We start from the raw sequence: 14,653 nt of genomic DNA on the forward strand, positions 1-14,653 counted from the left end.
ACCGGCAAACTGCCGGCCTTCCCTTCTATCATTAAGCAATAAAACTTTATTTCCTTCTTTCCTTCCAGAGCTGGTTGAAAGATTTGGGCGCAAAGATGGGTAATCCGCGCTCATCGTCGCCCCAGGCGCTGCCGAACAGTTTGCCGATGACGAGGTTTTTGGTTTTCCCGCCCACGATATTCATCATCCTCCTGCTGAGGCAAGCCTGTTTCCAGCCGAACCAGCCGATCTTTTCGCCGCCGCCGGTATGGTGCTCTTCCACGGCTTTATGACGGTTGTGCAGCAGCAGCTCGTGCAGGTTGATGCGCACGGGGCACACTTCGGTACAGTTGCCGCACAGCGATGAAGCGTAACTCAGGTGCATGTATTCGCCCACGCCCTTGAGGTGCGGGGTGATCACGGAGCCGATGGGGCCGCTGTAGGTGGTTTTGTAGGTATGGCCGCCGATGTTTTTATATACCGGGCAGGCGTTGAGGCAGGAGCCGCAGCGGATGCAATAGAGCGCCTCGCGGGCTTCCACGTCTTTCAGCAGGTTGGTGCGGCCGTTGTCGAGGAAGATGATGTACATCTCATCCGGGCCGTCGGTTTCCCCTTCCTGGCGCGGGCCGGAGAAGATGGAATTGTAGGAAGTAATCTGCTGGCCGGTGCCGTAGGTGGCGAGCAAGGGCCAGAAGAGGGCGAGGTCGGTAATGGAGGGCAGCACTTTCTCGATACCCACGAGCACGATGTGCGTTTTGGGGAAAGAGGTGGTAAGGCGGGCGTTGCCTTCGTTCTCGGTAACGGCTACACCGCCGATGTCTGCGATCACGAAATTGGCGCCGGTGATGCCCACTTCCGCATCGAGGTATTTCTGGCGGAGCTTGTCGCGGGCCACGAGCGTAAGTTGCTCGGGCGACAGGGTTGGCGAGGTGCCCAGCTTGTCATGAAAGAGATCCGCCACATCCTGGGTGCTCTTGTGCATGGCGGGCGTTACGATGTGGTACGGCGGCTCTTCGGCAAGCTGCTGGATGTATTCGCCGAGGTCCGTTTCCACGCTTTCGATATTATGTTCGTGCAGGAAGTCGTTGAGATGGATTTCTTCCGTGGCCATGGATTTGCTCTTCACCACGGATTTGCAGTTTTTGGCCTTGCAGATGGCGAGGATTTCTTCCCTGGCCTGCTCCGCCGTTTCCGCCCAGATCACCTTGCCGCCCCTGCGGATGAAATTCGATTCGAATTCTTCCAGGTGCTTGTCGAGATTCTCTATGGCGCGCCATTTCACGTTCTTCGCCCGTTCGCGGGCGGTGGTAATATCGGCAAACTGCTTCTTGCCGTTTTTTACCGCGGTGTTGTATTTGCCGATGTTGAAATTGATCGTATTGCGGTGGCCGAGATCCGCCGCTTTTACTTCACTTTCATTGAGAAATGTGCTGGCCGTTTTATTCATGCTTGTAAAGATAGTCAAATTGTCCACGGATGGACCGGTTACGCAAAGATTGAGCCTATTGTACAGGTCCTTGCAAAGATGCTATCAAATATTCATTCATCTTCCCTGTACTGTCCTGTAGCGATGGTATCGAGGACGGTATAAAATTCTTCTCCGTACTTCCGGACGAGCGCTTCTTTCAGGAATTTGTAAACCGGGACCTGCAATTGGTTGCCGAGTTTGCAGGCGGGTTTGCAGATGCTCCATTTGTCGTAATTAACGGCTTCGAAGGATTCGTATTTGGTGATGCGGATGGGGTAGAGATGGCAGGAGATGGGCTTCCGGTAATCGGTGGCGCCGGCTTTCCAGGCTTTTTCTATCCCGCAGCCCACGTGGCCGTGTTCGTCGATATCGGCATAAGCGCATATGGCGCCGTTGATGATGGGCGTCACATGGCCATGCTCATCGTCCCAGGTGTGGAGGCCTGTGGATTCGAGCTCGCGGATGCCTTCTTCGCGGAGAAACGGTTTGATGGAAGGGTAAATGCGGCGGAGGGTTTCCAGTTCGGATTCCTCGAGTGGCGCGCCGCAATCGCCCGCTACGCAGCAGGCGCCTTTACAGGCGTTCAGATTGCATACAAAGTTTTTCTCGACCACATCATCACTGATGTATTTGTCATCTATCACTATCATCGTTCGCTCAGTTTGGTCTCCATTTCAAAGTGTTCACGAGATGCCGCATGTCTTCCTCCACGAACCGGGTGACCGGCGCCAGGGAGTCGGCATTGGGCTGGGCGTAAAAATACAACGCTCCGCGCAAAAAATGGTTGCTGGAATCGGTGACGAAGAATTGTTTGGCGGAGGCGGCATTGCCGGCCACCTGGTAAAACAGCCCTGAAACGCCGCCTGGCAGCGTAATGGCTTCTTCTTCAATGGATTCCGCTTTGTACGTATGCTTGTAGGTAAGTTTGAATGCGTCGTTGACGAGCTTGTCGAGCGCGTTTTTTCCGCCGACCTGTTTATAGCTCATGTAAATTTTACCGTTGAATTCGGGGAATTCGAGGTTGATCCACCAGGGGTTTTCGGTGTCTTCCCCGAAGAACAGGGAGTCTTTGACCACATTGGCGTACACGGGATATTCGAAGGTGTAGGGGTAGCCGGGGCGGTCGAACAGGCGGTATTCCTTTTCGGGAAGGTCGATCCGGAAGTAGCCCCTGGGCTTGGGCGTATGCCCTTGTTGCTGGCAGGCGGCGAAGAGGAAAGCGATGGTCAGGAGCGGGAGAAGGCGTTTCATTATTCCGTTTCGATATCTGATTTGATGCTGACCTGTACTTTCTGGATGCGCATTTTGGTGACTTCCAGGATGGTGAAATCGAAGTTGCCGTAGCTGATCACGGAGTTTTCTTCCGGGAATTTTCCGGAAAGCTCCAGGATGAGGCCGCCGATGGAATCGCTTTCGCCTTTCACCAGCTCGAAGGTGTCGGGCGCGATGTTGAGGATGCGGCACACGTCGTTCAGCATGGTCTTGCCTTCGAACACGTAGGTGTGGTCGTTGACTTTATTGTAGTTGAATTCTTCTTCGTCGAACTCGTCTTTGATATCCCCGATCACTTCTTCCATGATGTCTTCCAGGGTCACGATGCCGGAGGTGCCGCCGAATTCGTCGACCACCACGGCGAAATGCATGTGGCGGGTCTGGAATTCGTTGAGGAGGTCTTCGATGAGTTTATGCTCGTGCACGAAAAAGGGTTGGCGCATGACTTCGTGCCAGTCGAAATTATCGCCTTTCCCGAGGTGCTGGAGGAGGTCTTTGGTGTGGATGACGCCCACGATGGTATCGAGGTTGTTTTTATACACGGGGAGCCGGGAATAATGGAGCTCGGCGACGTGTTTGGTGACTTCGCTGAAGGGCAGGTCGTATTCGAGGCCGTTCACGTCGAGCCGGGTGCGCATGATCTGTTTGACGGCGATGTTGCCGAATTTGAGGATGCCGCGCACGATATTTTTTTCTTCCTGGGAGGCGCCGGGCTCCACGCTCATTTCGATGACTTCATCGATTTCGCGGTAATTGATGGGTCGGGAATTGCGGTGGAAGAGGCGGGCTTCGATGCTTTCGCTGAGGTTCACGAAGAAGTTGCTCACCGGTTCGAGGGTGGCGTGTATGAGGTGAACGAGCCAGGCGAAGTAGGTGGCGAAGCGCATGTTATTTTGGGTGGCCCACACGCGGGGGAGTATCTGGCCGAAGAAAAGGAGTAGCAATGTGATGATGGCGATGCGGACGACGAAAGAGACCACAGCCAGTTCCTGGAGCGACTCCACCTGGTAGATCAGGTAATTTGAAATGAAGATGAAGGCGATGTTGAAGAGGATGTTGGCGATCTGGAGGGATGCCAGCAGGGATTTGGGTTTCTCCAACAGCCGGGTGATCATGCGGCCGGCGTTGTTTTGCCGGGTTTTGAGGACGTTGAGGTCCTTGTAATTCAGTGAAAAGAACGCTACTTCGGCTCCGGACACGATGAAGGTCAGGAGAAGGAGTATGAAAATGACCAGCAGAAACACCAGGACATTCACATCAGGGGCGGCGGTTGGCGCCGGGTTTTGCAGGAAAACATTCAGTAACGGTAGCATGCTAGCCGAAAAATAAGCCAATATGTTGAGCTTTGGTCAAAAATAAGGGGAAAGTAATTCAGGTCTTGGAGAGGTGAATCGCTTTCCCGCGTGCAAATATAAAGAATGTCCCGTAACGGCAAGAAAAGGAGCGGGCCTTGCCTGGGAGGGTTTTTCCGATTTTTAGAATGGAAGGTCGTCCGCGGCTTCTCCCATGGGCGGGATTTCGATGCCGGGGTATCCTTCGCCGTGGTGGCCGGGGCTTTGCTGGCCGCTGGTGGAGGATCCGGAGCCGTGGTGAACGGCGTGGTCGCCGTTGCCGACGTCCATCCGCTTGTCGAGCATCACGAGGTTATCGCCGACTACTTCGGTGGCGAATTTCTTGTTGCCCTCCTTGTCTTCCCAGCTGCGGGTGCGGAGGCGGCCTTCGATATAGACGAGGCTTCCTTTGTGGAGATATTTCTGGGCCAGCTCTGCCAGGCCTCTCCAGAGCACGACTGTGTGCCATTCTGTCTGGGAAATCAGCTTGCCGGCGCGGTCTTTGAAAGTTTCCGTAGTGGCCAGTGAGAATTTTGCCACTGCTATGTTACCTTCCAGGAACTGAACATCGGGGTCTCTGCCAAGATTGCCAATCAGGATTACTTTATTAACACCTCTCATAATTGTAGGTTTTAATTCTGTCCTATGTTTAAAAAATCATCTCACGGTCAACCTTACTAAAGTTAATGTTTTTTCCAATCGGCACCACAAAAATTTCTCGCGGGTACGCACGATTATTTTATATAAGTCGTTATAAATGAATGGTACCGGAGTGCGGGCGGCTCGTCACCCTTTAAGGAAGTCCACAATTATCTTGGGGAAGGCGAGGCGGTCGAGCCCGGCTGCGGATACGGCGCGGAAGCCTTCGGGGGGTAAAACCTCGTTTTCGGGACCGATGCGGAGGAAGCGGGCGTGGATGGTCTGGTGGGTGAGCTGTTGTTTTTTCTCCGCGGAGGCGCTTTCGATGCGGAGGTTTCCGGGGCCTGCGAGGGCGCGGAAGGCAGGGAGCGCCAGGAGCTCGGCTTCGGTGACGGGGGCAGGGGTTTCTATCATGGGAAATTCATGCAGGTTCTGCCAGATATCCTTGCCGGTCCGCTTGCGGACGTACCGCAGCGATCCTTTGCCCAGCAATAAATAATAGAAATATCTTTTTTTTATGCGTAATTTTTTGGATTTTACAGGAACGAGGTCTGTTAATCCTTTTTGAAAAGCTTCGCATTGAGAAGAGAGCCGGCAAGATTTGCAGAGTGGCGTCTGAGGTTTGCAGACGACGGCCCCGAAGTCCATGATCGCCTGATTATAGGTGCCGGCCTGTTGCCCTGGGAGTACATCCTGGGCGAGTTGAGTGAAAAGTTTTTTGCCCGCAGTCGTGTCTGTGGGCGTGTCGATACCGAAGAACCGTGCTAATACGCGGTATACGTTGCCGTCGAGCACGGCGTGCGGGAGGTTGTATGCGAACGATGCGATGGCGGCGGCGGTGTATGCGCCAACGCCTTTGAGCGCGGCGATGCCTTCGTAGGTGTCGGGGAATTTTCCCTGGTGTTGTTGTGCGACGGTTCTGGCGGCGGCGAGCATGTTTTTGCAGCGGGCGTAATAGCCGAGGCCCTGCCAGAGGCGGAAGACTTCTTCTTCGGGTGCGGCGGCGAGGTCGGTGATGGCGGGGTAGGCTGCGATGAAGCGTTCGTAATAAGGGCGGCCTTGTTCGACGCGGGTTTGCTGGAGGATGATTTCGGAGAGCCAGATGCGGTAGGGGTCTTTTTCCTTTTTCCAGGGCATGGACCGGTCGTTATGGAGCTCATTCCAGGCAAGTATACCCGCGGTAAAAAATTGCTTCATATCGGTCATTTGCACAAAATAATTTATATATGTCGAATGATTTGTATATATTCGCCTTCCCGAAACCTTTATCGGTGTTGTATTGCAATGATTTACGGGTTGGAAAAGAACGCAAATAAACGTATTTTTATAACCTGCTATCTATATAAAAAAATATTAAATTTTATTTGCTTGAAAATAGAGCGATTAAAATTTTTTATTTAACTTTGAAAACAAGTAATCCTCCGCTTCATTATGAGAAAAGCTGATTTGATTAACAACATTGCTGAAAAAACCGGCATCCCGAAAGTAGATGTGTTAGTAACACTCGAAGCCATGTTCAAGGAAGTGAAGGAGGCGTTAGCTAATGGCGAGCATATCTACATCCGCGGATTTGGCAGTTTTATTACCAAGAAGAGAGCTGCCAAGATCGGGCGCAACATCAAGAAGAATGTGGCCGTGGAGATCCCCGAGCATTACATTCCGGCGTTTAAACCGTCGAAAGAATTTGTTGCAGAGGTAAAGAAGCTTAAAAGTTCATAACTTCGCATCCTAACATTGGAATAGGGTGCAAAGAAATCAACTATTGCTGATTGGCCTCGGAGTTGCCGCAGTTATCGCTTTATTTGCGTTCGGCCGGATATCGCCGAAAGTGCATGATCACGACCATGCCGCTACCGGTATGGCGATGCCACAAGGAAATGCCGCTAAGCCAGCGGATTTCAAGGACATATTGCTGAAGGCCAAGGAACGTGTTCCGGCCGAAAAGCTGGGAGAGATCTCCCGGCTGGAGAATGCTGTGGTGCGCGGCGACGTGCAGACGCAGCAGCTCAACGCATATCGTCAGCTCTACCTGATCTGGGACGGCCTCAACGAACTCCCCATCGCCGCCCATTATGCCGGAGAAGCAGCCAAGTTGGAAAATTCCGGAAAAAACCTCACCTTTGCAGCCAATTTATTTTTGGACCACCTTTCACACACACAGGACCCCGCGGTGCAGTTGTGGGAAGTTTCATCCGCCATCGACCTGCTCGACCGGGCTATCGCCCTGGAACCCGGCAACGACACGCTGAAACTCAGAAAAGGAGCCCTCCTCGTGGATTACACCGGCGAGCCCATGAAAGGGATCGGCCTCCTCCGCGAAGTGGCTGAGAAAAACCCGGATTTCCTGGACGCCCAGCTTACCCTGGCAAATTTCTCCATCAAATCCGGCCAGTTCGATAAGGCGATCGAGCGGATGGACAAAGTCCTCGAACGCACGCCCGACGAACCTAAAGCACTGTTCCTGAAGGCTGTTGCCCATCAGAGCCAGGGCGAAAACGACAAAGCCGTGGAACTGCTCCGGCAGTGCCGCAAGCTGATCAAGGATCCCGCACTGGCGGCTGAGATCGACGGGTACATAAAAAGTATTAAATAGTATTTCATAAAACATTAAAAAAATTACAAGCGTATGCCCTGCGGAAAGAAAAGAAAGAGACATAAAATCGCAACCCACAAGCGTAAAAAAAGACTGAGAAAGAACCGCCACAAGAAAGGCAAGAAATAATTCTCCTGTTTCCCCGCCATTTATACTTCAGATATAGATAGCCGGAGGGGCTGCACGATAAATTTTTTAATGCAATCCTGCATGATGTTAGCATTAATCATTAAATTGCTAGTGTCATGCAGGTTGTTTACGTAAGTTCGGCCTCACAGACACCACGGATACCTGTATATCACTGAACCCTTTGCAATCCTCTCTCGAAATGTAACCGCCGCTAACCACCGGCTACATCTGGGAATGCTGTACCCCCTTGTCAACCCAAACAGAGCACCAAGAGGGTGGCACTAAAGTGGAAGTATTTATGGATAAAATTTTGACGCTTGAATAAGGAATTGATTATAAATGCAGCACCATCCGGTGTTGAAATTGCATTGCTGGAAGATAAGAAGTTGGTAGAGCTGCATCACGAAAGCGCAATCCTAATTTTGCAGTGGGGGACCTTTATTTAGGCAAAGTAAAAAAACTGATACCGGGCCTCAACGCGGCTTTCGTGGACGTCGGATTCGAAAAGGACGCCTTCCTCCATTATACCGACCTCAGCCCTTACATCCGTTCCATACTAAAATTCACCAACCAGGCCATCTCCGATAAATCCGGCGCCTTCGATTTCGGCAAATTCAAAAATGAACCCGAAATCATCAAAACCGGAAAAATCACCGAAGTGCTCGGTGGAAAGCCCAACATCCTCGTACAAATTCTCAAAGAGCCCATCTCGTCCAAAGGCCCGCGCCTCAGCTGCGAAATCTCGCTCCCCGGCCGGTTCATCGTGATCACCCCGTTCAACAACATCGTGGCCGTCTCCAAAAAGATCCACTCCTCCGAAGAACGGAAAAGGCTCCAGAAGATCGTTGAAGCTATCAAACCACCCAATTTCGGCGTCATCGTCCGCACCGCGGCAGAAGGCAAAAAAACAGCCGAACTGCATGAAGACCTGACAACCCTGGTGAATACCTGGCACACCATCCAGGAAAACCTTCGCAGCGGGCAAGCTCCGCAGAAGATCCTCAGCGAACAAACCAAAACCACCAGCATCCTCCGCGATCTGCTGAACGAATCCTTTAACAGGATCGTCATCAACGACAAAAACATCTACACCGACACAAAAACGTATATCCAGAAGATAGCGCCCGAAAAGCAGGACATCGTGACCTACTACCATAACGGCGCCCCCATCTTCGACCATTTCGGGGTTACCCGGCAGGTAAAAGCCTCTTTCGGCAAAACCGTCAACCTCGATTCCGGCGTTTATCTCATCATCGAAGCCACGGAAGCCCTCCACGTTATCGACGTGAACTCGGGCTACAAAAGCTCCAGCAACAACCAGGAACAAAACGCCCTCGCGTCCAACCTGGAAGCCGCGGCGGAAATAGCCCGGCAGCTGCGCCTCCGCGACCTCGGCGGCATCATCATCATCGATTTCATCGATATGAAACTGCCCGAAAACAAGAAGAACGTATACGAAGCCATGGAGAAATTCATGGCGCCCGACAGAGCCAAGCACACCATCCTGCCCATCTCCAAGTTCGGGCTCATGCAAATCACCCGCCAGCGCGTGAAACCGGAAATCACCATTTCCGTGGCGGAAGATTGTCCCACCTGCAAAGGCACCGGCAAAATCGGCGCCTCCATGCTTATCGTGGAAGACATCGAGAAGAACCTCCAGTATCTCCTCAACCACCAGCACAAAGGCCTCACCATCCGCGTGCACCCCATCCTCTACGCCTACCTCACCAAAGGTTGGCTCCGCAGCCGCCAGTGGAAATGGTATTTCGCGTACAAGAAATGGATCAAACTCCGCGCAGATTCCAACTACCATCTCACGGAGTACCACTTCTTCGATGACAACGACGAAGAAATCAAATTCTGATAATTTTACCAGGGCGCACCCAACCGGATGCGCCCTTTTTTCCGCCGCCCGGCCCTCCGGCCCCAGGTTTGCAACATACCCGGCGGAATATTGTTATACCTCCTAAATGTGACTTCGATATGTTGAAAAGAACCGTACTGCCCGCTTTACTCCTCCTCCTCGCCGCAACCGCCTGCCAGCAAGGCCAGAAACGCGCCGAAGGCGAAGGTATTAACCGCGACACCACCCATTACACCAAAGAAGAATACATCGCCGAAGCCATGGACAGCAACCTGGTCGTGGCGTTTCTTGACCATCATGCGGAATTTGCACCCTATCGCACTTCCATCCTCGACTTCTACCGCAAACGCGACTTCCACTTCGCCTGGATCGACTCCGCAGGCCTCACCGAACAAGCCGGCGGGTTCATGAATATGATGCGGCAGGACGAAGCCTCCGGCATCAGCGACTCCGCGCTCGACAAATCTTCCGCCATGCGCATGTTCGACTCCCTCAGTTCCCAGGGAGACGAATTCAATCATAAAGACTCACTCGTACGCCTCACCGAAATCGCCCTCACCGGGCAATTCTTCACCTACGCCGAGAAAGTCTGGGGCGGTATGACCAGCGCCAATGCCAAGGACCTCGAATGGTTCATCCCCCGTAAAAAAATCAATGTCGAAAGCCTGCTCGATTCCGTGATCCGCTATCCCAAAACGGCGATTGCGGCCAATGAGCCGGTGAACAGGCAATATAAACTCCTCCGCGACGAGATCCAGCGCCTGGCTAAACTCGCGAAAGATAATCCTACGCTGGATTCTATCCGGATCGAAAAGAAGAAAACCTATAAATCCGGCGACTCCTCCGAAGTGATCGCCGCCGTGAAAAAACGGTTACATCTCCTGGGGGATTTCAAGGAAAACGATACCACTTCCCGGTTTACGCCCATGCTCGACAGCGCGCTGCGCAATTACCAGGTCCGCCACGGGCATAAGGACGACGGCATTATCCGCGAACAGACGGTGGCCGCGCTCAACCGTCCGCTCCAGCATTACATGCACCAGATCCTGCTGAACATGGAGCGCATCCGCTGGGTGCCGGTGGAAGTGACGACGGATTACCTGCTCGTGAACATCCCCGAATTCCGCCTGCATGCTTATGAAGAAGGCAAACTGGCCTGGAGCTGCAACGTGGTGGTGGGCACGCAGGGTAACAGCACCGTGATTTTCAGCAAAGAACTGAAATATGTGGTGTTCAGCCCGTATTGGAACGTGCCGCCCGGCATCCTGAAGAAAGAAGTATTGCCCGGCATCCGCAAGAGCGGCAACGCGTACCTGGCGCGCCACAACATGGAAATGAGCGGCAGCGGCAACAATATTTCCGTGCGCCAGAAACCCGGCCCGAAGAACTCATTGGGCAAAGTGAAATTCCTTTTCCCGAACGAATACAACATCTACCTGCACGATACGCCGGCGAAAGGGCTGTTTAACGAAACGAAGCGTTCGTTCTCCCACGGCTGCATCCGCGTGTCGGAACCGAAGAAGCTGGCCGAATGGGTGCTGCGGAAAGATTCCAGCTGGACGTCCGCCAAGATCGACGCGGCGATGAATGCCGGCAAAGAGAAGTATGTAACGGTGAAGGATAAGCTGCCCGTGTTCATTGGTTATTTCACGGCCTGGGTGGACAGCAACGGCCGGCTGAACTTCCGCGACGATGTGTATGGACACGACGCGAAGCTGGCGAAACTGATGTTCGGCAAATAAATTATACGGAGCGTTCCGTGTGCAAAAGCGGCTTTCCCGGCAGGGGGGCCGCTTTCTCCGTTGATTTGGGGAGGGGGATGCGTTGCATGAGGAAGTAGCCGGCGATGAGGGCGCCCGCGCATCCGGCAACAATCAGCACGTACACGACGGGGGAATCTTCCGCGAAATGGTGGCTGCCGGCGTTGAGCATGAGCGCGGCGGCGGCGTTATACGAGATATGTATGAGCATGGAAGGGCAAAGGTCCCGGAACCGGAGGTAGAAGGCGCCGGTGAGGAGCCCCAGCATGAAAGCGCCGGGCATCTGCGCGGGATCGGGGTGGGCGAGCATGTACAGAAGCGCGCTCTGGAGGAGCGCAATGCCGGCGGAGTAACGTTGGAGAAGGGCTTCCATGATGATGCCCCGGAACAGGATTTCTTCCATCATGGCGATGAGCACCACGGTGCAGACCACGGCAAAGGGATCGCCCGTGCGGATGGAAGTAAATGTCATATCGGACCATACGGGCAGGGGAAGCAGGCTGCCCGATCCATCTTTCACCATCACCAGCGCGATGGCCGAGGTGATGCATAGAAGGAAAAGCTCGGCCGTCATGTAGAGGCGCGGCATGAATTTGAAGTTGTCGCGCTTGCGGACCAGTGCGCAGGTAATGACGCTGACGCCGCCCAGCAGATACAGCCAGGAAAGTAATGCAGGAAATTGAAGAAGGTTGATGCCGGATATCAGAAACACGATCGAGCACGGAACGATCCATCCGGCAAACAGGGCGATCTGCATTTGCCATGCGCCATTCAACGACAGGCCATGCCTTGTTTTGACATACATATTTGTGCAGCTAAATTTTCTTCGGGTAGTTGACTAGTCTTCGCTCGTACGTTCATGCTAATATAAGCAATTTGCTTACTTAAAACCTTATTTTTGCGGCATATGGAAAAACAAATCATCAACTCCACGAACGCACCCGCGCCGATCGGTCCTTACAACCAGGCCGTGCAGGCGGGCAACATGCTGTTTATTTCCGGGCAGATCGCGCTGAACCCTGAAAGCGGCCAGATGGAGCAGAGCGACATCATCGCCGAAACGCACCGGGTGATGCAGAACCTGCGGAACATCCTGTCTGAAGCCGGGATGGATTTCTCCGACGTGGTGAAGAGCACGATTTTCATCATGAACATGGGAGATTTCGGGCAGATTAACGAGGTATACGGTAAATACTTCTCCGGATACTTCCCCGCCCGCGAAACCGTGCAGGTAGCCGCATTGCCGAAAGGCGCGAATGTGGAGATTTCCATGATCGCCGTAAAATAACCGGAATGGATATACTCGTAACCGGCGAAAAGGAGCGGTGGGAAGCATTCCGCGAATCCCGCAGCACCGGGAGCCACCGCGTGTTATACGAGCCGGAGCTGCGCCCGCTGAAAGGCGGTGCGGACCTGGTGATCGACCTTTCCCTCGACGAGCGGCCCGAGAATCTTATGATTTACTCGCTGCAGCCGGGGCTCCCGGTGTTGGGTTGCCTCGTGAAAACGCCGCCGGCCGCCTGGGAGCAATATCCCAGCCTGTATGCCGTCAACTGGCTGCCCGGTTTTTACCGGATGCCGCGGCTGGAAGTGGGGATTTCGGCGGAAAGCGACGCCGGCAAGCTGAAATCCATCATGCAGGAACTGGGATGGGAGTATGATACCGTCAAAGCTTCGGCGGGACTGGTAACGCCCCGCACGGTGGCGATGATCATCAACGAGGCCTATTTCACGGCGGAAGAGGGAACCGCTTCGCGGGAAGATATTGACATCTCCATGAAGCTGGGCACCAATTATCCTTACGGTCCTTTCGAATGGTGCAGCCGCATCGGCATCCGCAACGTATACGAAGTGCTGCGCGCCGTGTATGCCGAAACTGGCGGCGAGCGTTATCGCATCTGCGCATCGCTTGAACAGGAATACAACGCATTTATCCAACAACCAGACTGATCCACTTGGCACATATCCTCCATATAGACACTGCAACATCCATCGGCTCCGTGTGCCTTTCGCGCAACGGTGAGGCCCTGGAAACCATCCGCAATACCGATCAGCGCGACCACGCTGCTACCATTACGCAGTACATCGGCGACCTCATGCGCCGCCACGGCGTAACACCCGGCCAGCTGGACGCCATCGCCGTCAGCGCCGGTCCGGGTTCCTACACCGGTTTGCGCGTGGGCACCGCCACGGCGAAAGGGCTGTGTTACACCTGGAAGAAGCCGCTCATCGCCGTTTCCACCTTGCAGATGATGGCGGCGGGGATGCAGGCGCAAAGGCCTGCGGAGGATGTGCTGTACGCCCCGATGATCGATGCGCGGCGGATGGAGGTGTTTACAGCCGTTTACGATCAAAACCTGGAAGCGCTCCTGGTGCCCCAGGCCCTGGTGCTCGAACCGGGCTCGCTCGACAACTTTATTGCACAGAAAACCGTCATTTTCTTCGGCGACGGAGCCCCTAAATGGCAGGAGTTGTTAGGAGAACGCACCAATACGGTTTTTCCTTCATACCAGATATCGGCCGGGCACATGATCCCCCTGGCCGCGAAAGCCTTTGCAGATAAGGACTTCCAGGATGTGGCCTACTTCGCTCCCCACTACCTGAAAGCCTTCTACCACCCCGGTAAAAAGTAACATCCGTTGATTTTTTAGCAGATTTTTAGCATTTCCCGGCATCATATTACGCATAGAAACACGTTTATATCTGAAAGGGTACCAACGGACGGAATATAGCGCCCGGAACTGTCATGTGAGTGTCAAATTGTGGAAAAAACAGGGGTATTCCGGGCTATATATTAAAAAAGAAGGTATAGAAATTTTTTTTATTGTGACAAATATTATAATTTTGTATAATCAATATCCGCGATTATTGTCTAATAGTCTCGTTATTACTGTCCGTTGATCCCTGTCATTTCATTATTTTTAAAACTATTTTGCGATGGAAAAACAATTATTAACCACCTCTTCTAATACTCTTATTATTTCTAGAGGTAACAATGAAAAAGATCAGATCAAATTGGATTACATTGCCGTTAAGAAGGCCGCGATGGTGTTGAGAGCGATCAACCATAAGCTTCGCCAGCAGATGATCAAGCTGCTGGAGGACCATAAGCGTATGACCGTAACGGAGATTTATGTGAAACTGCGCCTCGAACAATCCGTAGCATCCCAGCACCTCGCCATCCTGCGCCGCGCCGGGATCGTGATTACCGAGAGAGACGGCAAGTTTATCCATTATACCATCAACAAGCAGCGTATTGCCGAAGTGGCAAAATTCGTCGAAGAACTGGTGGGATAATCCCCGTATCTACCTTTTTCATAACCGAGCCCGCAACCAGGGGCCACCTACGATACTCAAAAGACCGTCTGTACCGACGGTCTTTTGTTTTTTCCGTATTTTTGCCCAAATCAAACCACCATTATGTTTATTAAGCAGTTGTATACCGGATGCTTATCGGAAGCCGCCTATTACATCGAGTCGGAGGGTGAAGCCGCCATTATCGATCCCCTGCGCGACATTGAGCCCTATCTTACCCTCGCACATGAGCGGAACGCTTCCATCAAATATATTTTCGAAACCCATTTCCACGCAGATTTCGTGTCCGGCCACCTCGACCTG

Annotated in this window: 17 protein-coding genes; 10 read left to right on the top strand and 7 right to left on the bottom strand. The window is 53.0% G+C overall.

Going from position 1 to position 14,653, the window contains the following annotated elements:
- Positions 1–46: 46 nt before the first annotated feature.
- The 6 genes from Q0510_RS11745 to mutY all read right to left on the bottom strand — a co-directional run bounded on the left by Q0510_RS11745 (position 47) and on the right by mutY (position 5,886).
- Positions 47–1,426: a LutB/LldF family L-lactate oxidation iron-sulfur protein gene (locus Q0510_RS11745; protein WP_298711581.1), complete on the bottom strand. Its 1,380-nt coding sequence runs from the start codon at positions 1,424–1,426 to the stop codon at positions 47–49.
- A gap of 92 nt (positions 1,427–1,518) precedes the next feature.
- Positions 1,519–2,097 (bottom strand): DUF3109 family protein, encoded by a 579-nt coding sequence (locus Q0510_RS11750; protein ID WP_298711583.1) that lies wholly within the window; start codon positions 2,095–2,097, stop codon positions 1,519–1,521.
- 7 nt (positions 2,098–2,104) lie between these two features.
- Positions 2,105–2,698 (bottom strand): gliding motility lipoprotein GldD, encoded by a 594-nt coding sequence (gene gldD, locus Q0510_RS11755; RefSeq protein WP_298711586.1) that lies wholly within the window; start codon positions 2,696–2,698, stop codon positions 2,105–2,107.
- A complete protein-coding gene (gene gldE / locus Q0510_RS11760) occupies positions 2,698–4,032 on the bottom strand; it encodes a gliding motility-associated protein GldE (protein ID WP_298711589.1) in 1,335 nt (444 codons plus the stop codon). The genes gldD and gldE overlap by 1 nt, the downstream gene beginning before the upstream one ends.
- Before the next feature lie 162 nt (positions 4,033–4,194).
- Entirely contained in the window at positions 4,195–4,671 is a 477-nt protein-coding gene (locus Q0510_RS11765; RefSeq protein ID WP_298711592.1) for a single-stranded DNA-binding protein, read from the bottom strand.
- A gap of 165 nt (positions 4,672–4,836) precedes the next feature.
- Positions 4,837–5,886, bottom strand: coding sequence for an A/G-specific adenine glycosylase (gene mutY, locus Q0510_RS11770; protein WP_298711595.1), 1,050 nt, complete (start codon positions 5,884–5,886; stop codon positions 4,837–4,839).
- A gap of 234 nt (positions 5,887–6,120) precedes the next feature.
- Here mutY and Q0510_RS11775 point away from each other — a divergent pair, with 234 nt between their 5' ends.
- From Q0510_RS11775 to Q0510_RS11790, 5 genes are all read left to right on the top strand, one after another.
- Positions 6,121–6,408, top strand: coding sequence for an HU family DNA-binding protein (locus tag Q0510_RS11775; RefSeq protein WP_029464490.1), 288 nt, complete (start codon positions 6,121–6,123; stop codon positions 6,406–6,408).
- Between the two features lie 25 nt (positions 6,409–6,433).
- Complete coding sequence (locus tag Q0510_RS11780) at positions 6,434–7,282, top strand: tetratricopeptide repeat protein (protein WP_298711613.1); 849 nt, start codon at positions 6,434–6,436, stop codon at positions 7,280–7,282.
- A gap of 33 nt (positions 7,283–7,315) precedes the next feature.
- Positions 7,316–7,411, top strand: a complete 96-nt coding sequence (locus Q0510_RS24870) for an AURKAIP1/COX24 domain-containing protein (RefSeq protein WP_224118025.1) — start codon at positions 7,316–7,318, stop codon at positions 7,409–7,411.
- 427 nt (positions 7,412–7,838) lie between these two features.
- Positions 7,839–9,275 carry an Rne/Rng family ribonuclease gene (locus Q0510_RS11785; protein WP_298711616.1) on the top strand — a complete coding sequence of 479 codons (1,437 nt, stop codon included), beginning with the start codon at positions 7,839–7,841 and terminating at the stop codon, positions 9,273–9,275.
- Between the two features lie 119 nt (positions 9,276–9,394).
- Positions 9,395–11,017, top strand: coding sequence for a L,D-transpeptidase family protein (locus tag Q0510_RS11790; RefSeq protein ID WP_298711619.1), 1,623 nt, complete (start codon positions 9,395–9,397; stop codon positions 11,015–11,017).
- 1 nt (position 11,018) lies between these two features.
- Here the strand turns inward: Q0510_RS11790 and Q0510_RS11795 are convergent, their stop codons facing one another.
- The gene (locus tag Q0510_RS11795; protein ID WP_298711622.1) at positions 11,019–11,840 is read right to left on the bottom strand and encodes a type II CAAX endopeptidase family protein; all 822 of its coding nucleotides are present in this window, start codon (positions 11,838–11,840) and stop codon (positions 11,019–11,021) included.
- 102 nt (positions 11,841–11,942) lie between these two features.
- Between Q0510_RS11795 and Q0510_RS11800 the strand changes: the two genes are divergently transcribed.
- From Q0510_RS11800 to Q0510_RS11820, 5 genes are all read left to right on the top strand, one after another.
- Entirely contained in the window at positions 11,943–12,323 is a 381-nt protein-coding gene (locus Q0510_RS11800) for a RidA family protein (protein WP_298711627.1), read from the top strand.
- A gap of 5 nt (positions 12,324–12,328) precedes the next feature.
- Positions 12,329–12,985, top strand: a complete 657-nt coding sequence (locus Q0510_RS11805) for a 3-hydroxyacyl-CoA dehydrogenase family protein (RefSeq protein WP_298711630.1) — start codon at positions 12,329–12,331, stop codon at positions 12,983–12,985.
- A 5-nt stretch (positions 12,986–12,990) separates the two neighbouring features.
- Entirely contained in the window at positions 12,991–13,668 is a 678-nt protein-coding gene (gene tsaB, locus Q0510_RS11810) for a tRNA (adenosine(37)-N6)-threonylcarbamoyltransferase complex dimerization subunit type 1 TsaB (protein ID WP_298711633.1), read from the top strand.
- Between the two features lie 382 nt (positions 13,669–14,050).
- Positions 14,051–14,332 carry a metalloregulator ArsR/SmtB family transcription factor gene (locus Q0510_RS11815; RefSeq protein WP_209145680.1) on the top strand — a complete coding sequence of 94 codons (282 nt, stop codon included), beginning with the start codon at positions 14,051–14,053 and terminating at the stop codon, positions 14,330–14,332.
- Positions 14,333–14,455: 123 nt separating this feature from the next.
- Positions 14,456–14,653: MBL fold metallo-hydrolase (locus Q0510_RS11820; RefSeq protein WP_298711639.1), on the top strand; the 198-nt coding region annotated here is incomplete at its 3' end.

Origin of the sequence: uncultured Chitinophaga sp. (genome assembly GCF_937874145.1) — a bacterium.
In the GTDB taxonomy this organism is placed as follows: Bacteria; Bacteroidota; Bacteroidia; order Chitinophagales; family Chitinophagaceae; genus Chitinophaga.